This is a genomic window from Francisella sciaenopsi, from assembly GCF_045862875.1.
GTDB lineage: Bacteria > Pseudomonadota > Gammaproteobacteria > Francisellales > Francisellaceae > Francisella > Francisella sciaenopsi.
Map to the genome: position 1 here is coordinate 408,754 of NZ_BTHG01000001.1, position 20,904 is coordinate 429,657.

Here is a 20,904-nt window from a genome sequence, read left to right on the forward strand (position 1 = left end):
AGTAAATTTATAAATTTTTATAGATAAATATTAGAGATGATAGTTTTATGATTTAATTACTTATTAGGACGAAGAGATCTAACTGTTTTACCAGCTTGCCATACTTCTTTTTGACTAAGTTCTTCAAGTTCTTTCTCAAGATCTTTACGGTAGTTAGCATGACTGTTTTTATCAATAGTACGTTGTGCTTCATTACCATTTTTTACTTCATTATATAACTCAGCAAACACATCTTTAGTAGCATCTCTAAATTTAGGAGCCCAATCTAAAGCACCTCTTTGAGCTGTAGTAGAACAGTTTGCAAACATCCAGTCCATACCATTTTCAGCAACTAAAGGTACTAAGCTTTGTGTTAACTCTTCAACCGTCTCATTGAAAGCTTCACTTGGAGAGTGTCCATTTGCACGTAAAACTTCATATTGAGCTTCAATAATTCCAGCAAGAGCACCCATAAGAACACCTCTCTCACCAGTTAAATCACTATAAACTTCTTTTTCAAAAGTAGTTTCAAATAAATAACCAGAACCTACACCTATACCATAAGCTAAAGTTCTTTTTTCAGCATTACCTGTAGCATCTTGATAGATTGCGTAGCTTGAGTTGATACCTTTCTTAGCTAAGAATAATCTTCTAACACTAGTACCAGAACCTTTTGGTGCTACTAAAGCAACATCAATATCTGCTGGTGGAATAATGCTAGTTTTCTCATTATAAGTCACGCCAAAACCATGAGAGAACATTAATAAATCACCTGACTTAAGGTTCTCTTTAATAGTATTCCAAGAAGCAATCTGACCAGCATCTGATAATAAGTTAACAACAATTGTACCTTTAGCAGTAGCTTCAGCAATGTTAAATAGAGATTTACCAGCAACCCAACCATCTTCGATAGCTTTGTCCCATGATTTAGAGTTTTCTCTTTGCCCGATTATTACATTAAAACCATTATCTCTTAAATTAAGAGCTTGTGCTGGTCCTTGCACTCCATAACCAATAATTGCGATAGTCTCGTCTTTTAGAGTTTCTAAAGCTTTCTCTAAAGTAAATTCTTGTTGTGTTACAACTGTCTCTTCTACACCACCAAATTTCATTTTTGCCATTTATTAATTTCTCCTAGATTTTTAAATTAAGCTGCTTTTTTTTGACTAACTGTTTTAACATTTTGAGGAATGTCACTTACGACAGCTCCTTGCATTGGTAAACAATTTGTAATATTAATATCTATTACTTCAATCACATTTGCTAGTTTTTTTACAATTTTTTCTATTTTTTCTTGTGTACCATGTACCACAAGGTTGAAATGAGAAATACCTTTATTTGCTGTTTCAAACACTGTTAACTGTTCTATATTTACACGATTACGTGAAAGAACAGAGGAAATTCTTTGTAACACACAAAGAGTATTTTCAGTATTCATTGTTATAAAATATATATTTTCACTCATAGCTCTACTCCTCTATACCTAGCTTTGTGTTACTAATCGACTCTCCGGCTGGAACCATAGGAAAAACATTTTCCTGATTTTCTACCATTACCTCAAGCAAATATGAACTGTCAGAATTAAGAAATCTTAACAGAGCATCTTTTAGATCTTTTCTTTCTCTTACTCTTTCAGATTGTATCCCATAAGCTTCTGCAACTTTCACAAAATCCGGTGATGATATTTTTGTATAAGAGTATCTACTCTCAAAAAATAATTCCTGCCATTGACGAACCATACCTAAGAATGAATTATTTAATATTAGAATTTTTACATTAATTCCTTCTTGATTAAGCACTGCTAGTTCTTGGATATTCATCTGAAAACCGCCATCACCTATTACAGCAACGACAGTCCTGTTATCTTTAACACCCATTTTTGCACCAATTGCAGCAGGCAAGGCAAATCCCATAGTTCCCAAACCACCTGAACTAATATGAGAATTAGTTTCTAGAAATTGATAATATCTTGCTGTAATCATCTGATGTTGTCCAACATCTGACACCACTATAGCACGACCATTAGTAGCTTTAGATAAAAGACTTATTACCTCTGCCATTTTAATTTCACCATCTATAGGCATAGTCTCATTATTTATAATAGCCTTTACTTCTTTATCATGCTCTGACGCAAATTCTTCATGCCACTCTTTATGCGAATTATTAGCTATGTATGGTAACAAACAATTTAGTGCTTCTTTTGCATCTGCATTAATACCAATATCCGCTTTAACATTTTTATTAATTTCAGAAGGATCAATTTCTATATGGATAATCTTTGCATTTGGCAAATAGTGATTCAAATCACCTGTTACTCTATCATCAAATCTCATACCCACAGCAATTACCACATCAGCTTCATTACAAAGAACATTTGCTGCGTAATTACCATGCATACCTAACATACCTTTGTATAACTCATGATTATAAGGAAATGCTGACAAACCTAGTAAAGTACTCACAACAGGTATATTTGCCTTCTCAGCTAACTTCAGTACCGCTTCCTCCGCGCCAGAGAGCATAACTCCATGACCTGTAATTAAAATAGGCTTTTTAGCAGTGTTGATATATTCTGATGCTTTTAGAATATCATCCATATTTATTGTTGGCTTATGTAGCCATTTTCCTAGCTTATTACCAACAGCTTCTTTGTACTCCATCATACCGACTTGAGCATCTTTTGTAATATCAATAAGCACAGCGCCTGGTCTACCATTTGATGCTATTTCAAATGCTTTTTTGAATATCTCTGGTATTTCATTAGGATCAGTTATTTGATAGTTCCATTTTGTTGCTGCTACAGACATACCAATAATATCCGCTTCTTGGAATGCATCTGTACCCAATAATGGACTAAAAACTTGACCTGTAATACAGACAAGAGGAACAGAATCAATCTGAGCATCAGCGATCCCTGTGATAAGATTTGTTGCACCCGGACCTGAAGTTGCTATTGCCACACCTACTTTTTCAGTAGCCCTAGCATAGCCTACAGCGGCATGCACAGCACCTTGTTCATGTCTAACTAAAACGTGATGAACTTTATCCCTTGACTCATACAAAGCATCGTATGTAGGCATAATAGCACCACCAGGATACCCAAATACACAATCAACACCCTGAGCTTCCAATGATTTCACGATGGCTTGAGAGCCTGTTATTTTCATACTTAAGCACTCTCCTTTATTCAATATTTTTAACACTTAACATCATTTAGAAATACTATTAATCTCCCAAATGTTAAATCATTATAGACATGGACTTGAAATTTTTAAATAGAAAAAGTATATTTAGTAGTTTTTTTTACAAATTTTTAATCTAAATCTGTAACACAACCAGTTGAAGCTGATGAAACAGTTTTTATATACTTCTTAAGAGTTCCTCTAGTTGCCTTTTGCTGAGGTGCTTGCCACTTAGCTTTTCTTTGAGTAATTTCTTGATCTGACAAGTCTACATTTATAACATTATTAATTGCATCGATAATGATTTTATCACCATTTTCTAATAATGCTAACATACCACCCTCATATGCTTCTGGAGCAATATGCCCGACAATAAAACCATGAGAACCACCAGAAAAACGTCCATCTGTAATTAAAGCAACATCTTGGCCTAAACCTGCACCCATTATAAGTGATGTTGGTTTAAGCATCTCTGGCATACCAGGACCACCCTTAGGACCTTCATAACGAATAACTATTACATCACCCTTTTTAACTTTTCCTTCTTCTACTGCAACAACCATTTCTTCTTCTGAATCAAAAACATTTGCAACTCCTTCAAAGACTTCCCCTTCTTTACCTGTAATCTTAGCTACAGATCCTTCAGGTGCGACATTACCTTTTAAAATTTGTAAATGGCCAGTTTTTTTAATAGGATTATCTAGCTTATGTATGATTGTATTATCTTCTGGAAGATCGGCAACATTCTCGAGATTTTCTGCTAGAGTCTTACCAGTTACTGTCAAACAATCACCATGCAACATACCAGCTTTTAATAGCATTTTCATCACTGCCGGAGTCCCACCTATAGCATGCAAATCAGCCATTACGTATTTACCACTGGGTTTAAAATCTGCTAGAACTGGTGTTTTATTAGCTATCTCTTGGAAATCATCAATGTTTAAATCAACATCTACTGAACTTGCCATAGCCAACAGATGAAGCACTGCATTAGTAGAACCTCCCATAACTGTGATAAGCACCATAGCATTTTCAAAAGCTTTGCGAGTCATAATATCTCTTGGCTTAATATCAAGCTCTAATAAGTTTCTAATTGTCTCTCCAGCTTTGTCACACTCTTGTACTTTCTCAACAGAAGTTGCTGGCGTTGATGAACTAAATGGCAAACTCATACCTAAAGCTTCTATAGCGCATGCCATAGTATTTGCAGTATACATACCACCACATGCTCCAGCTCCTGGACATGCTTTTTTGATAGTTTCCTGACGCTCCTGTTCTGTGATTTGCCCAGATATACAAGCACCATAACTCTGAAATGCTGTAACGATATCAATTGGCTTACCACGCATAACGCCTGCTTGGATAGTACCTCCGTAGATCACAAATCCTGTTCTATTAAGTCTACCTAAAGCCATCATACATCCTGGCATATTCTTATCACAACCAGGTATAGATACCAATCCATCATACCAGTGTGCAGACATTACAGTTTCAATTGAATCTGCAATAAGGTCTCTAGATTGTAGAGAGTAACTCATACCATCCGTACCCATAGAAATACCATCACTAACCCCGATAGTATTAAATCTCATACCTTTAAGATTTTCTTTTTCAACACTATTTTTAACAAACTGTGCAAGCTGGTTTAGATGCATATTACAAGTATTTCCCTCATACCATACACTAGCAATCCCTATTTGAGATTTATGCATATCATTATCGCTCATACCCGTGCCATACAACATTGCTTGTGATGCACCTTGAGATTTATCTTCTGTTAGTCTTTTACTATATTTATTTAATATTTTTGTCATAATTTTCACCTTTCAAAAAAATCTTATGCATACGCTATATTATACGCGTCTATAAATGCCTCAACAGAAGCTTGAATTATATCTGGAGAAACTGCTTTACCAATACTTTTAATACCTTCTTTTTCCAAGCTCATCTCTACATAAACAACAGCATCTGCACCTTGTCCACGTATTTTCACTTTATAGTCAGTTAGCTTATAGCTAATATCACTAGGACATGCCCTACATAAAGCATTTAAAACAGCATCAACAGGCCCAACACCTGAACTTGATGCAAAATATAATTGGTCTGCGACTTTGACAGTAACTTCAGCTACAGATTTTTGATCTAGTTCTACATTTACTTTAAATGACTTAACATCTAATATATCTTTACTGATAGCATCTGCCATCTCAGTAGCATCTTGGATAATATCTTGTATATCTGATACATTAATTGATTTACCCTTAACTAAGAACCTCTCAATTAGCTCTCTGACCTTAGCTAAGAAGTTCTCATCATAATTTGCTCCAAATAATTTACCAAGAGTTTTCTTAACTTCTTCAAGAGTTGGTACTTCATCAAATATCACTTCATTTTGCTCTATGAATAACATTGTCTTATTATCAAAGAAATGACTATTATAAAGTCTGTCAAAATCAGCCTCTGCTGGATATATAATTGGTGGCTGAATAGCAGATTTTAGCACTACTGCAGGATCTTTTAGACCTTCTCCAGATAGTACACATACTACTGTGCTTCCTTTTTGAAGCTTACCTTCTTCATATTTTTTGAGTAAATGTGCAATAGTTGACGCTGATGCTAACTCCACAAATAATCCTTCTTTAGTCGACAATAGATATTGTGCTTCTAACATCTTCATATCTGTGACCGCGGTAGATTCTCCACCTGTGCTATATATAGCATCTATAGCTTTATCACCATCAATAGGATACGGCACAGCTATTGCTGTTGCTATTGTATTAGCTGTTTTTAGAGGTTCGATTCTATTTTGATTCTTTTGATATGCTCTAGCTAAGGTATCTGCCTCAGTAGATTGAACACCAGTAAGCTTAGGCAAAGAATTAATAAATCCTAACTCTTTATACTCACAAAAACCTTTATAATAAGCAGTCATGTTTGTACCACAACCTATAGGTATTATAACCTCATCTGGCACTTGGAATAATAACTGATCAATAAGTTCAAATGCTGCTGTCTTTTGACCTTCGACTCTAAATGCATAATCTCCAGCCAAGAAGAAATCTTTTGATTTTGCAATATCATAAGCTAATTTTGCAGCCTCATTATAACTACCTTTAACTTGAACTATTTTACCACCATAAGACATAACCTGAGCTAATTTAGAAGCTGCTACACCTTCTGGCACAATAATAAAACAAGGCATCTTTGCAGCTGCCGCATAGCACGCACATGAAGCAGCCATATTACCTGTAGATGCTAGCACTATCCCTTTAGCACCAAGTTCTTTTGCAACTGTTATATCAACTGCAGATCCTCTATCTTTAAATGAACCTGTAGGGTTTTTACCTTCAACTTTAAAATATAGGTTAATTCCTAACTCTTTACCTATAATTTTACTCTTAAGCAATGGTGTAGCTGCCTCTCTTAAAGATACAAAGCTTGATGGATCTTTTATTGGCATAAATGGTATATATTTAGATAAACATGGTGATGCTTGAGTAAAATAATCTTTGTTGATTTTCTTACTAATTTCATCAATATTCATCTGGATTTCCCAAGGCTCATTCTCCCCAGCAAACACAAAACTATCTGTAGAAACTTCTTCTTTGGTGTAAAAGTTTAATATTTTATACATTCTTTAGAATTACCTCATATATTTATAAAAGATTTTAAATCTACTTTATACTAAAGTATTTTAACTTAGAATTGAATATTCTATATAGGCTATTTTAATTAATTATGTAACTATTGATAAACTATGTATGATACGAATATTTTGAATATTACTGATACCATACATCAAGCCTTTCTTTTAACTTATCTAAGCCCATTTTACTTAGTGAAGAAAATAACTGATATGAAATTTTATCTGTACGGATAAAAGTTTTTAAAAAACTTTCTATCATTTTATTTGCTTGCGCTCTTTCTTTATTATTAAGCTTATCTGCTTTTGTTAAAAGAATATGTAAATTTAAATCAAAAGATATCGCCATTTCAATCATCAAAGAATCAAACTCTTTTAGCTCATGTCGAGAATCTACTAAAAGCACAATTCCTTCTAGACATTTACGAGATGTCAAATAGTTCTCCATCTCACTTTGCCATTGTTTTTTGATGGCTTCAGAAACTTTTGCATAACCATAACCAGGTAAATCAACTAATCTCTTATTGTCCCCTAAATCAAATAAGTTAATTAATTGAGTTCTACCAGGAGTTTTACTTACCCTAGCAAGACCTTTTTGGTCTGTAAGAGTATTAAGCGCGCTCGATTTACCCGCATTTGAACGTCCAGCAAAGGCAACTTCTACTCCTATATCTTCAGGAAGTTGAGAAACTTTTGCTGCACCCATTATATATTTTGCTTTAGTGTAGTTCATAATTTGTACTCTAATTTTATTTTTTCGAAAAGACCATGACATGCTGTATCTATTATCAAAAAGACCTTTTCAAAATTACTTTCATAATATGGATCTGGTACATCAGTTAGTTCGATCGTAGGAGCATACTGCAACATCCTTGATACTTTTGAAAAGTTTGCCTTTGGAAACATTTCTCTCATTGTATCAATATTTTCTTGATCCATCGCAATAATATAATCATATTCTACAAAATTAGACTCTTCTAACTGCTGAGAAACTTGATCCGAAAGATCACAATCATATTTTTTAGCCATTTCTAAAGAGCGCAAATCAGCCCCATGCCCCTCATGTCCCCACATACGTGAACTTGTACCACAAGATGCAACATGGATATAATTTTCTAAGCCATTTTGTTTGACAATATCTCTAAAAACTCCATGAGCTGTTGGTGATCTACAAATATTACCTTTGCATACAAAAAGCACTTTCACTTTAGTCATTTTTATTTTGCTTCCTTCATATCTTCAGCAAGCTTACTATCTGGTTCTAATTTAAAACCTTGGAAAAACTTACTATCTGGTTTTAGCATAAATACAACTTCATTTTTACCATTAAAGCTTTCTTTATAAGAGTTCATACTCTTTAAGAATTCATATAATGGAACAGATTTTGAGTAAGCTTCTGTGAAAATTTTGGCAGCTTTCGCATCAGCTTCAGCTCTTATAATCTTAGATTCTTTCTCAGCTTCCGCCATTGTTACAGTAACTTTAGCATCTGCTGCTGCATTAATTTTTTCAGCTAACTGTTTACCTTCTGCTCTAATTGATGCAGCGACTTTCTGACGTGAAGATCTCATTCTTTGATAAATAGAGTCTGTAACAGTATCTGGTAGATCAATCTGCTTAACTCTTACATCTATGACATCAACACCAATTTGTTTAGCTTGCTTTTGTACACTATTTGTCAAAGCAATCATTAACTTATCACGATTATTATTAATTAAGCTTTGAATATCATTATTACCAACCTCAGCTCTTAAAGAAGATTCTAAAAATTGTTTCAACAGAGTTTCCGCTCGTTCTACACTTCCACTTGTACTAGTATAGAATGTTGAAATATTGTTATTACTTATCTTCCAAACCACATACGCATTAATCAAAACATCTTTCTGCTCTTTAGTCACAACACGAGCTGAATCTGCTTCTAATACTCTATTACGCATATCATAAGTTTTAACTGTATCAATAAATGGAATCTTAACATGTAAGCCAGGTTCATACTCAACTGCTTTACCATTTTTATCTTTTACTAGTTCACCTAGTCTTAAAATAACTGCTTCTGATCCTTGCTTAACAATAAATTTAGTACTTAACACTACAACAGATATAACTATTATAAGTACTAAGAATATTTTTAAAAATTTACTCATCCTAGTTACCTCCTTGAGTGTTTGGTAATAATGCTTGCTTTTGAGCATTATCTAAACCATAAAAAATATTTTTCGCGCCATCTCCATCTATTAAGAAGATCTTATTGTGCTGTAGCACATTAGAGATAGTATTAAAATACATTTGGTTCATAACTATATCAGGAGATTTTTTATATATTGGTAATAACTGTTCAAACTGAGCAACTTCACCTTGTGCTTCTAAAACAACTTTTTGCTTATAAGCATTTGCTTGATCAACAATTCTTTGGGCTTTACCTTGAGCAACTGGTACAACTCTGTTAGCATAAGCTTCGGCTTCATTTTGCTCCCTTTCACGATCTTCACGAGCTTTGATTACATCATCAAATGCACTCTTAACAGCTTCTGGAGCCTGAGCTGGCTGCATAATCACTTCACTAATATATATACCAGTATTATAAGACTGTAATAGCGCTTCCATCTCTTTACGAACTTGTTGAGTAATCACAGCTCTATTAGTAGTTAATATCTGTTCTAGTTTATTTTCACCAACAACCTGTCTAACTGCACTTTCTAGAGCTTGTTGTAATAACTGTGTTGTATTAACATTTGCAAATAAGTATTTTTCTAGATCTACGATACGGTATTGAACTGTAAAAGAGATATGAACAATATTTTCTTCTGATGTAAGCATATCACGCTTTAATGATGTAGTTTTAAGCTCTTGGACATTTTCCTTATATACCTTATCAATACCAATAGGATGCCAATGTAGACCAGGCTCTACCATTTTAGAGAATTTACCCAATCGAAGTACAGCAGCTTGTTCAGCTGGTTGCACTACATAAAAACCAAAACCAACCCAAGCTACAATCAATAGCGCTATAACTATAGATGTAATTTTAGCCACAGGAGGTTTATCAAACATTGGTTTATTTTTATTAGCATTTTTTGAATAAATACTCTCATTATCATCATCGTTCTTTTTTGACTTTTTGCCAAAGAACTTTTTAATCATTTCTTCTAAATCTGGTGGTCCTTGCTCAGAGTTTTTACTCCAAAACCACTTCTGTTTTAGCCTTTTTATCATAAGTAATTATTCCTATAATTTTTAATTCAAAATAATGTTAAATATTTTTTACCATAACTATTATATATAAATTTTCCTATATTTTTTGCACTATCTACAAATAAATGCTAAATGCATAGTAAAGCTGTATTGAATAACTATCAATATAACTCTAAAATCTATATTAGAGACACATTTCCTAGGAATATGAAAATGAAAAAAATTGCAATAAATGGTACTGGTATAGCAGGTACGACCTTAGCATGGTGGCTAAGAGAATATGGATTTCAGCCTACTCTTTTTGAAAAAGCTCCAGAATTTAGAACTGGCGGATATTTAGTAGACTTTTGGGGTCCAGCTTGTGAAATAATGAAAAAAATGGGACTTCTTGAGCAACTTAAAGCAAAGTCATATCAAATTAAAAATATTCACTGTTTTGATGAAAATGGTAGAAGATCTTCTAAAATAAACGTTTCTTCATTAATCACTGATAATTATGATGACTTCCTAAGTATCAAGCGTGGAGATATCGCAGAAACCATTTATAAAGCATGTAAAGGTATAGACGTTAGATTTGGTACATCTATCGAAAAAATAGAAGAAAAAGATAAAGTTATAACTGCTCATCTTAGTGATGGAGCTAAAGAAAATTTTGATTTAGTTATAGGTGCTGATGGCTTAAATTCTCATATACGTAGCATCGCTTTTGATAAATCAGAATATCAAGAATATGACTTAGATAAATATGTCGCGGCTCTTTCTCTCAAAGATTACAATCATTATGAGAAATATACCTATGCTCTAAGTGTGGGTGAAAAACAACAAGTAGCTAGAGTGTGTCTAGACCAAGATGAAACTTTAATTATGTTTACATTAGATGCTGACCTTGTAAAACAATTCCCAGTAACTTTAGAACAAAAAAAAGAGTTACTACAAAAATCTTTCAGTGATTTTGGCTGGGAAACTCCCGATATTCTTAATAAGTTAGATAGTGTAGAAGAGATTTATTTTGATAAAGTCAGTCAAATACGCATGGATACTTGGCATAAAGGAAGAGTCGCTCTTGTTGGAGACTCAGCTGCTTGCCCATCTATATTAATGGGGCTAGGAAGTATATTTGCAATTGTTGAAGCTTATGTCCTAGCTGGTGAACTTCATAAAGCAAAAGGTGATCATAATATCGCTTTTGATAAGTGGCAACATAGACTAAAAGATATAATAGCTAGAAAACAAAAAGTCGGGCTTACCAACTTATCTGTGGCTGCCTCAGATGAGATAGTCAAAAAATATTTATCTACTATTACGGTTAAAATATCATCAACTCCTGTTATCTCTAAATTTATTGGTGCTGGAATATTTAAGGATCCAATTGAAGTTCCTGAGTATAAATAAGATTGAAACTATTTAACAAAGAACTCTTCTAAATCTAAATCAAATTCTCTTTTAAATCTTTCAAAATCATCTTCTGAAATTTTTATTTTAAGCAGATAGTTGCCGTCTTCAGAAATATCCTCAGCATCAACAGCTCCAAGCTCATACATCATAGCTCTAACTTTTGAATATTTAGGTGGTAATTCTAAAGTTTCACTAACCCATGACTTATTAAAAAATGTAGCCAACGCATGATAAAACTCTTCAATACCATCCCCAGTCTGAGCAGACAGATACACTCTGCCAACCACACTTGAGTCTGAATCATCCATAGGAACGAATCCAGCATAAGCATTCTCAATTTTATCGATTTTATTATATACACAGATCATCTCTTTATCTGCAATACCTATTTCTTTTAGAACTTTTTCTACTTGCTCAATATAACTTTTATAATCCTCATCTGCATAATCTATCACATGAACTAGAAGGTCTGACTCTATAGCTTCTTCTAAAGTTGCATGGAATGCTTCTACTAAATCATGAGGTAAGTTCTTAATAAATCCTACTGTATCTGAAAAAATAACTTCACCTAGTTTAGGTACAATTACTTTACGCAAAGTAGGATCAAGTGTTGCAAAGAGCTGATCTTTAGCTAAAACATCTGCATTTGTTATTTTGTTAAATAGCGTTGATTTGCCAGCATTGGTATAACCAACAAATGATATTGTCGGAATATTATTTTTCTTTCGTGACGATCTACTTAAATCACGATGATGTTTTACTTTTTCCAACTTTTGGGTAATTTGTTTAATTCTTTGCCTAATTAAACGTCTATCGATCTCAAGCTGTGTTTCACCTGGTCCACCACGTACACCAATACCACCCTTTTGTCTTTCTAAATGCGTCCAACCTTTGACTAGACGTGTTGACTGATAGTTTAGTTGCGCTAGTTCAACTTGAAGTTTACCTTCATGAGTTTTTGCTCGAAGTGAGAATATTTCAAGAATTAGTCTCGTTCTATCCATAATCTTACACTCAAGAAATTTCTCAATATTTCTCTCTTGAGATGGGCTTAATGGATGATTAAACACAACGAGATCAGCTTCTAACTCATCACGTTTATTTTTGATCATCTCCATTTTACCCATACCACAAAAATATTTGATATCAGGTTCAGGGTGATTGAAATCTAAACTTTCCAACACAACTTTATCTGCTGCTAAAACTAAACCTTCAAGTTCAGTTAAATCAGCATTTAGTTCACGGCGATATTTAAAATTTATATTTACAAGCAAGCATTTACTACCTGCTTCATAAGATTCGAAAAATTCCATTTACATTACTCCGAATGGAATTATTAAAGAAAAAAGAATAGAGATTATTATTCGTTTATGTTTTCTTGATTTTCTTGAACTTCAAGCTCATCAGAATGAATATCATCTACATTCTCATCTTGATCATCGTTTGTATTTTGATGATATGGGTTAAAAGAGCTATAAACCATTCTAACACTCTTAGCTGGTACTATAGTAGAAATTGCGTGCTTATAAACCATTTGGTTTACAGTATTTCTAAGTACGATACAGAATTGGTCAAAAGCTTCTACTTGACCTTGTAGTTTGATCCCGTTTACTAGATATACAGATACGCTAACTTTTTCTTTTCTTAAAGCATTTAAGAACGGGTCTTGTAAAGATGATATTCTTGACATTGTCTCACTTCCTTTTAATTATTTTGTTATAGTTATTATTTTATCAAGTTTAACAATTAAACTTCGCGGTATATTCTAACAATATTTAGAGTTATCAGCAAATTTTATTTAATGATTACGCCCATCATCACATGCAGTACCCATACTAGCACATTCAAGAGGACTTATCTCTAGTGTAGATTCTTTAAATTCTGGAATACCCCCAATTGTAATAGTTTTATCTGAATCTAGTGCAACTAGTGTTGATATTTCTAAATTTGAAACTCCACCATCCCTGCTAGAGCTAATGCCGGAAACTTTAAAAAAATTATCTGTAATAAGTGAATTAAATAACACTTCACCTTTAAGATTACCTAAATCAACTATTGATAGGTTTTTGTAAACTAATGAATAAGCATTTTTAAAATCCTTACTAGGCTCTAAAGAGGTATAAATATACGTAGTATTAAGTTTTGGATTTTTTAATAAATCATCAACTAGCTTCTGACTTAATTGGTTAAATCTAAGCCTATAATCATGTGATCCTTTTTTAACTACTATATTCTCACTAGCATAATATTTATTTGAATTAGTTTTTTTATTAATGATCTCAATATTAAAATTATTACCATTATAGTTATCGACTTCTAAAATATTTTTCTTATAATCTATTTTTATTGTTGTTATATCTGATGTTGATTTTGACAAAATACTACAGCTTGAGATTATTAAAGACACTAAAATTACTGCTATTATCTTTTTCATTTATTTAACTTCTCTTACAATCAAAATATTCTAGAATCTGTTGTTCTTTACTCTGGCTTTCAGCCTCAACTAAATTAATCTCACCCTTCCAATTACGAATCCATGTAAGTTGGCGCTTAGCAAGTTGGCGAGTGGCTACGATTCCTTTTTTAACAAACTCCTCATAACTAATGTCTCCATCTAAATATTCCCATGCCTGACGATATCCAACACTTCTGACGGCTGTAGTTTCTTTAGTAAGCTTAGGATTTTTGCGTAAGCTTTGAACTTCATCTAGAAATCCTCGATCAAGCATCTGTTTAAATCTTAATTCAATATTATTATGCAGAATTGATCTGTCATTAGGTACCAAAGCACATAGTTTAAATTGCTCCTCTAACCCACCAACTTTAGATGTTTTAACAAGTTCAGAATATTTTTTACCAGTTATCATAATTACTTCTAAAGCACGAAATATTCTTTGCTGATCATTGGGATTAATTTTCTTAGCAGATTCTTGATCCATTTTATTTAGCTGCTGATGAAGATATTGTAAACCTTTTGCTTTTCTTTCTAATTCTAAAGTTTGTCTTATCTCTGGTTGAGATTCAGGCAAAGATGATAAACCTTCTATCAAACCTTTGAAATAAAGCATCGTTCCGCCTACGAGCAAAACCTCTTTTCCTCTACTCCAAATCTCTTTTTTAATCTTATTAACATTTGTTATAAAATCAGCAACCGAGAAACTTTCTGTCGGCTCAATTATATCTATTAAATGATGTTTAATACCACCTTGCTCATCCAAAGTTGGCTTAGCTGTACCAATATTCATGCCTTTATAGACAAGTGATGAATCAACACTAATTATTTCAGCATTAATTTTATTTGCAATAGATATTGATAGAGAAGTTTTACCAGATGCTGTTGGTCCCGCAAGACCATAGATTAGTTTATTCATTTAGATATTTTTGTAATTAACTTTAACCGGAACTTCTTGCTTAACTACTTGTAAATAGAAGTTTAACTCTTCTTCCTTAGCTGCATTTAATACCTGACCAGGTAACTTGGCATTTTTACTATTAAGAGGTTCAACCTTAATAACTTTATATATGTATATATCACCATTATCTGCTTGATAGCTATGATACTGGTTATTAGTATTAAACATTACATAACCATTAAATTCTTTACTAAATGACTTCGAGTTACTATCAACAGTTGCTTGTTTGAAACTGATACTTACTTTTTTATCACTAACCAAGTCATCAAGTAATTTTTGCGATTTTTCTATAGCTAATTGTTGAGATTTTTGTGCAACAAAAGCTTTAGATACTTTATCTTTAACATCTGCTAGTTTTTGTTGACTTGCTTGCTGAGATTTATCTACTTGATATACTAGAAGCTTATCGTCAGCTACTAGAATACTTCCATACTTATCAGTATTTACAAAAAACTGAGCATTAGTAAGCGCAGATATTGTTGATTCATCATTATTTACAATACTAGCTGTTTTAGCCTTACCTAAAGTCTTTTCTAATTCGGCAAATTTCACGCTGTCAATATTTTGAGTATAGCTATTAAACTGCTCTAAAGCTCTTCTATTTTGAATTATTTTTTGAATCGATGCTTTGGTATTATCATCAAAATCTTTGAATAATTCTCTGTGAGTTTCATAATACTCTTGTAACTCATCATTATTGATATTATTTTTACTTATAAAGTCTTCTTTATTAATTATGAAATAACTAATATTTTTCTGAGCCGGATTTATATAATCATTTTTATGAGCATTATAATAACTTTCTAGGTCTTGCTGACTTGGCTTTATTTGAGATTGAAAATCTACTGGAGATATTTTCAAATATTCTATTTTCTTATTAACCAAATAAATACTTGCTAACAGCTTCTTCTCATAGTCTGTTGTGATTACTGTGTCAGCTATAGCTTTAGGAATCATTGTTGCTTGAATATTTTGACTTAGAATCTGCTCTAGTCTATTCATACCTCCAATATATTCAACAACCTGCTTTAGTTTATCTGCAGAAAATTTACCATCTTTATCAAAGAACATTGGATTTGTAAATATAGCAGATTGTAAAGCCAACTTAGACACAACAATATTATGACGTTGTGCATCTGCAAGAATCAAATACTGATTTATCATCTGATCTAAAACAGCTCTCTTTTGTGATTCTGTTGTAGCATTTTGAGCATACTGCTGAAACTGTTGCAGACCTATCTCATTATCGCCTACTTTAGCTACATAAGATCTACTTGAGCCAACATTCGTGAAAAAAAATGTCATACCAGATATGACAAATATAAAACTTATAGAAATAATGATAATCCATGTGAATGGACCTTTGAGCCTATCATTGAAAGACTGTAACATTTTATCAACCTTAAATAATTACTGCTTTATTAAACTATAGATATTATAGATAAAAAAAAGGCATACTGTTAAGCATGCCTTTCAAAAAATTACTTTTTTTGCAATTTTTTATTATTTTACAGCGTCTTTAAGACCTTTACCTGCTTTAAAGCTTGGAACTTTAGAAGCTTCGATTTTGATCGTCTCACCAGTTTTAGGGTTTCTACCTTCTCTAGCACTTCTTTCTTTTACTTGAAAAGTTCCAAAACCTACTAGAGTAACGCTATCACCATTTTTTAAAGCTTTAGTTACAGCAGCAATAGTAGCATCTAGAGTGTTGCTAGCAACTTCTTTAGTAACATCTGCTTCTTTAGCTATAGCACTTACTAATTCACTCTTATTCATGTCTTAAACTCCTTTATTTATACATAATCGACAAGTGTCATTTAAGTTTATAACACTAAAAATGTAGTGTTTCAATGCTTTAACATCAAAAAACTCTCTCTAAAACCTCTTTTATGTTGTTTACAGGTGTAATTTCGAGTTTTTCTAGTATTTCTTTATCAACATCAGCTAAGTTTTTTACATTCTGTTTAGGAATCAAAACCTCTTTAATTCCCCCTCTTAATGCAGCTAAAAGCTTCTCTTTAAGACCTCCTATTGCTAAGACATCTCCACGTAAAGTAACCTCTCCAGTCATCGCAATATCATTTCTAACAGGCTTGTTTGTATATACAGAGACCAAAGCTGTAGTCATTGCTATACCAGCACTTGGACCATCCTTTGGTGTAGCACCCTCAGGAACGTGTATGTGTATATCTTTTTTCTCATAGAAATCATCTTCTAACTTATAGTCTTTTGATATCGAACGTACAACACTAAAAGCAGCATCAATAGATTCTTTCATAACATCACCAAGACTACCGGTATATTTGACTTTACCTTTACCAGGCATTGCCAGAGCTTCTATAGTTAATAGCTCCCCACCAACAGATGTCCATGCTAAACCCGTGACTTGACCAACCTTAGGTTTAGCATTTTTGATACCATAATCAAACTGATACACACCAAGATAATCCTCAAGATTTTTCTGAGTAATCGAGACTTTACCATGCTCAGGATCTTTGAGTAGATTTTTAACAGCCTTACGACACACTCCGTCTATTTTTTGCTGTAAATTTCTTACACCAGCTTCTCTTGTATAGTATCGAATAATATCAAGCGTTGCTTTAGGTGTGAAATTAATCTCATTTTTTGTTAAGCCATTATTTTCTAATGCTTTTGGTACTAGATATTGTTTAGCAATCGCTTGCTTTTCAATTTCCGTGTAGCCTGATAAATGGATAATTTCTAATCTATCGCGTAATGCAGGATCTATATCAAGCGAGTTTGCTGTAGCAACAAACATTACTTTAGATAAATCATAATCAATTTCTAAATAGTGATCATTAAATGTACTATTTTGTTCTGGATCAAGTACTTCTAATAACGCTGCTGATGGATCCCCTCTAAAATCTGAAGAAATCTTATCTATCTCATCAAGTAAGAAAAGAGGATTCTCAGTTTTGGATTTGATTATCTTTTGGATAATTTGACCAGGCATAGAACCGATATACGTACGACGATGACCTCTAATCTCTGATTCATCACGTACACCACCTAAAGCCATACGCACATACTCACGCCCTGTTGCTCTAGCAATAGACTGCCCGATAGATGTTTTACCAACTCCCGGAGGTCCTACTAAACAAAGAATAGGCGCTTTTGCATTAGTATCTCTTTTGATCTGAACAGCTAGATGCTCAAGTATTCTTTCTTTAACTTTCTTGATGCCATAATGATCTTTCTCTAGAACTTTTTCAGCTAAATTAATATCTTTTTTAACCTTTGCTCTTTTACCCCATGGTAATGAAAGTATAGTCTCAATATAGTTTCTAGATACAGCAGATTCAGATGAAGAAGGAGGCATTGATTTAAGCTTTTTAAGCTCTTTTAAGCACTTCTCTTTAGCTTCTTTTGACATCTTAGTAGCTTCTATTCTACTCTTAAGAGCCGTTACTTCTGACTCTTCATCAGCTTCGCCAAGTTCTTTGTAAATAGCTTTTACCTGTTCATTTAGATAATATTCACGTTGATTTTTATCTACTTGAGACTTAACTCTATCTTTAATCTTAGCCTCTAATTCAAGAATTTCTAACTCTTCATACAAACAAGATAAAAGTAATAGAGCTTTATTTTTGATATCTGTAGCTTCTAGAATCTTTTGTTTTTTGGCAATCTCAGTATTTAGAATAGTTGAGATCTCGTATATAAACTTATGAGGCTCTTCTGTATTTATAAGCGTAGCTAAAGACTCTTTTGATACTTTGCCACTGATATCAACAAATTTTTTAAGTGAATCAGTTATTGATAACAAAATCGCTTTTAGCTCTTTATCAATCTGACTTGGATCATAACTATCATCAATATGAAGACTATCTAAATTTGCATAGATACAACCATCAATACTTTCATACTTAGCTACTAACCTCTTAGCTATACCTTCAACTATGATTTTCAAACTACCATCAGGAAGTTTCATAATTTGAACAACTTTAGCTAAAGTACCAATATCATAGATATTATCTACAACATCACCAGAGCTAGAACCATTCTTTTGCGTAGCTAATAAAATATAATTATTATAACTATTAGATGCCTGCTTAACAGCTTCTATGGACTTCTTACGACCTACGTTTAGAGGCAGAGTCATCGAAGGATATATAACCACATCTCTTAAAGGAATAACAGGAACGACATTTAGGACTTCTGACATAAACTTACATTCTCCTGTAGATTTTTTAGATTATCTCTTTTAATTGTTTTTGCTGTTGTGCTTTTGTTACAAGAATTGGCTCTTCTTGCTCTAATATGACTTTATCATTGATGATTACTTTATCAATATCATCCGATGATGGCACATGGAACATCACTTCAAGAAGCACGTTTTCAAGAATTGTTCTTAAACCTCTAGCACCTGTCTTTTTAGCTATTGCTTTTTTAGCTATCTGAATAAGAGATTCATCACTAAATTCAATAGCTACATCATCAAACTTAAACAGCTTCACATATTGTTTGATTAAAGCATTTTTAGGTTCTGTAAGAATTTTGACCAAATCTTCTTCTTTAAGCTCATTAAGAACTGTAACAATCGGCAAACGTCCAATAAGCTCAGGAATAAGACCGAATCTAGTCAAATCTTCACTCTCTACTTTCTGCATTAATTTTTCAGTATCTAAACTATTCTTTTGCTGAATAACATCAGCATTAAATCCAATACTAACTTTATCCATTCTATGTTTGACAACTTTTTCGATACCAGCAAAAGCCCCACCACAAATAAATAATATATCTGAAGTATCAACCTGAATCATATCTTGATTAGGATGTTTTCTACCACCTTTAGGAGGCACAGATGACACTGTACCTTCTATAAGCTTTAGAAGTGCTTGTTGAACACCTTCACCTGATACATCACGAGTTATCGATGCACTTTCGGATTTACGTGCGATCTTATCTATCTCATCAATATAGATAATACCTTTTTGAGCTTTAGCAACATCAAAATCAGCATTTTGTAACAAGCGAACAATGATATTTTCAACATCATCACCAACATAACCAGCTTCTGTAAGAGTAGTCGCATCTGCTATAGCAAAAGGAACATTCAAAAGCTTTGCCAATGTTTGAGCAAATAATGTTTTACCAGAACCTGTAGGACCTATTAACAATACATTACTTTTCTTAAGCTCTGTATCATCATCCTTTGTAGTATTTGAAGTAATTCTTTTATAATGATTATATACAGCGACTGATAGTACTTTTTTAGCATTATCTTGACCAATAATATAATCATCTAGATATTTTTTGATTTCAATTGGCTTAGGTAACTTCTCAAATGATACATCTTCTGCAGAAGTCCCAGTCGCACTATGGATTTTATCTGCACATTTACTTACACACTCATTGCAGATATTACCGTCTCTACCAGAAATAATATTTTTGACTTCTTGTTGTGATTTACCACAAAAAGAACAGTATAGAATTTTAGCCATCTTATTAAATTAGACTTCCTTTAATTATTTAATAATTGCTTCACGAGACTCAATTACATGATCAATAAGACCATATTCTTTTGCTTCATCAGCCATCATAAAATTATCTCTATCAGTATCTCTCACGATAGTTTCTAAATCCTGCCCAGTATGATGCGCTAGGACTTTATTTAATCTATCTTTGATACGCAGAATATTTTTTGCATGAATTTCTATATCAGAAGCTTGACCTCTGAAACCACCTAGTGGCTGGTGAATCATGATTTGCGAACTTGGTAAGCTATATCTTTTACCTTTTGCGCCTCCTGCTAATAGAAGTGATCCCATACTTGCAGCCAAACCGATACAAATAGTATTCACATCTGGTTTGATAAACTGCATAGTATCGTACACACCCATACCAGCTGTAACCATACCACCTGGAGAATTGATATAGAAATATATATCTTTATCAGGATCCTCTGACTCTAAAAAAAGCAGCTGTGCAATCACTAAGTTAGCTGAATGATCATTTACCTCACCATTTAAAAAAACTATACGCTCTTTTAATAGTCTTGAATAAATATCAAAAGCTCTCTCACCACCAGCTGTTTTCTCAACGACAGTAGGAACTAAGTTATTAGTTATCATTTATA

The 20,904-nt window shown here is 33.0% G+C and carries 19 protein-coding genes and 1 pseudogene; 1 reads left to right on the forward strand and 19 read right to left on the reverse strand.

Annotated elements, in window-relative coordinates; genetic code table 11:
* Positions 1–56 precede the first annotated feature (56 nt).
* The 10 genes and pseudogenes from ilvC to hflK all read right to left on the reverse strand — a co-directional run bounded on the left by ilvC (position 57) and on the right by hflK (position 10,017).
* Positions 57–1,100: a ketol-acid reductoisomerase gene (gene ilvC / locus ACKTR7_RS02045; protein WP_407876802.1), complete on the reverse strand. Its 1,044-nt coding sequence runs from the start codon at positions 1,098–1,100 to the stop codon at positions 57–59.
* 26 nt (positions 1,101–1,126) lie between these two features.
* On the reverse strand, positions 1,127–1,444 hold the full coding sequence (locus ACKTR7_RS02050) for an acetolactate synthase small subunit (protein ID WP_407876803.1): 318 nt from the start codon (positions 1,442–1,444) through the stop codon (positions 1,127–1,129).
* Between the two features lie 4 nt (positions 1,445–1,448).
* Positions 1,449–3,146 carry a biosynthetic-type acetolactate synthase large subunit gene (ilvB, locus tag ACKTR7_RS02055; protein ID WP_407876804.1) on the reverse strand — a complete coding sequence of 566 codons (1,698 nt, stop codon included), beginning with the start codon at positions 3,144–3,146 and terminating at the stop codon, positions 1,449–1,451.
* Positions 3,147–3,292: 146 nt separating this feature from the next.
* Positions 3,293–4,975, reverse strand: a complete 1,683-nt coding sequence (ilvD, locus tag ACKTR7_RS02060; protein WP_407876805.1) for a dihydroxy-acid dehydratase — start codon at positions 4,973–4,975, stop codon at positions 3,293–3,295.
* A 23-nt stretch (positions 4,976–4,998) separates the two neighbouring features.
* The gene (locus ACKTR7_RS02065; RefSeq protein ID WP_407876891.1) at positions 4,999–5,571 is read right to left on the reverse strand and encodes an alpha-isopropylmalate synthase regulatory domain-containing protein; all 573 of its coding nucleotides are present in this window, start codon (positions 5,569–5,571) and stop codon (positions 4,999–5,001) included.
* A gap of 159 nt (positions 5,572–5,730) precedes the next feature.
* A pseudogene (gene thrC, locus ACKTR7_RS02070) lies at positions 5,731–6,795 on the reverse strand (threonine synthase); the annotation flags it as partial.
* A 148-nt stretch (positions 6,796–6,943) separates the two neighbouring features.
* A complete protein-coding gene (gene yihA / locus ACKTR7_RS02075) occupies positions 6,944–7,537 on the reverse strand; it encodes a ribosome biogenesis GTP-binding protein YihA/YsxC (RefSeq protein WP_407876806.1) in 594 nt (197 codons plus the stop codon).
* The gene (locus ACKTR7_RS02080; protein WP_044525975.1) at positions 7,534–8,019 is read right to left on the reverse strand and encodes a low molecular weight protein-tyrosine-phosphatase; all 486 of its coding nucleotides are present in this window, start codon (positions 8,017–8,019) and stop codon (positions 7,534–7,536) included. The genes yihA and ACKTR7_RS02080 overlap by 4 nt, the downstream gene beginning before the upstream one ends.
* Before the next feature lie 2 nt (positions 8,020–8,021).
* A complete protein-coding gene (gene hflC / locus ACKTR7_RS02085) occupies positions 8,022–8,948 on the reverse strand; it encodes a protease modulator HflC (RefSeq protein ID WP_044525974.1) in 927 nt (308 codons plus the stop codon).
* Position 8,949: 1 nt separating this feature from the next.
* Positions 8,950–10,017 (reverse strand): FtsH protease activity modulator HflK, encoded by a 1,068-nt coding sequence (gene hflK, locus ACKTR7_RS02090; protein ID WP_407876807.1) that lies wholly within the window; start codon positions 10,015–10,017, stop codon positions 8,950–8,952.
* Positions 10,018–10,209: 192 nt separating this feature from the next.
* Here hflK and ACKTR7_RS02095 point away from each other — a divergent pair, with 192 nt between their 5' ends.
* Positions 10,210–11,388: an FAD-binding domain gene (locus ACKTR7_RS02095; protein WP_407876808.1), complete on the forward strand. Its 1,179-nt coding sequence runs from the start codon at positions 10,210–10,212 to the stop codon at positions 11,386–11,388.
* A gap of 8 nt (positions 11,389–11,396) precedes the next feature.
* On the opposite strand, the gene hflX is transcribed toward ACKTR7_RS02095, so the two are convergent.
* From hflX to clpP, 9 genes are all read right to left on the reverse strand, one after another.
* On the reverse strand, positions 11,397–12,704 hold the full coding sequence (hflX, locus tag ACKTR7_RS02100; protein ID WP_159184284.1) for a ribosome rescue GTPase HflX: 1,308 nt from the start codon (positions 12,702–12,704) through the stop codon (positions 11,397–11,399).
* Positions 12,705–12,751: 47 nt separating this feature from the next.
* A complete protein-coding gene (gene hfq, locus ACKTR7_RS02105) occupies positions 12,752–13,081 on the reverse strand; it encodes an RNA chaperone Hfq (RefSeq protein WP_407876809.1) in 330 nt (109 codons plus the stop codon).
* 108 nt (positions 13,082–13,189) lie between these two features.
* Entirely contained in the window at positions 13,190–13,825 is a 636-nt protein-coding gene (locus tag ACKTR7_RS02110) for a hypothetical protein (RefSeq protein ID WP_407876810.1), read from the reverse strand.
* Positions 13,826–13,829: 4 nt separating this feature from the next.
* On the reverse strand, positions 13,830–14,762 hold the full coding sequence (gene miaA / locus ACKTR7_RS02115; protein ID WP_407876811.1) for a tRNA (adenosine(37)-N6)-dimethylallyltransferase MiaA: 933 nt from the start codon (positions 14,760–14,762) through the stop codon (positions 13,830–13,832).
* Positions 14,763–16,196: a peptidylprolyl isomerase gene (locus ACKTR7_RS02120; RefSeq protein ID WP_407876812.1), complete on the reverse strand. Its 1,434-nt coding sequence runs from the start codon at positions 16,194–16,196 to the stop codon at positions 14,763–14,765.
* 111 nt (positions 16,197–16,307) lie between these two features.
* Positions 16,308–16,580, reverse strand: coding sequence for an HU family DNA-binding protein (locus ACKTR7_RS02125; RefSeq protein ID WP_407876813.1), 273 nt, complete (start codon positions 16,578–16,580; stop codon positions 16,308–16,310).
* An 85-nt stretch (positions 16,581–16,665) separates the two neighbouring features.
* A complete protein-coding gene (gene lon / locus ACKTR7_RS02130; protein WP_407876814.1) occupies positions 16,666–18,990 on the reverse strand; it encodes an endopeptidase La in 2,325 nt (774 codons plus the stop codon).
* Positions 18,991–19,015: 25 nt separating this feature from the next.
* Positions 19,016–20,269: an ATP-dependent Clp protease ATP-binding subunit ClpX gene (clpX, locus tag ACKTR7_RS02135; protein WP_407876815.1), complete on the reverse strand. Its 1,254-nt coding sequence runs from the start codon at positions 20,267–20,269 to the stop codon at positions 19,016–19,018.
* Positions 20,270–20,293: 24 nt separating this feature from the next.
* The gene (clpP, locus tag ACKTR7_RS02140; protein ID WP_222830759.1) at positions 20,294–20,899 is read right to left on the reverse strand and encodes an ATP-dependent Clp endopeptidase proteolytic subunit ClpP; all 606 of its coding nucleotides are present in this window, start codon (positions 20,897–20,899) and stop codon (positions 20,294–20,296) included.
* Positions 20,900–20,904 lie beyond the last annotated feature (5 nt).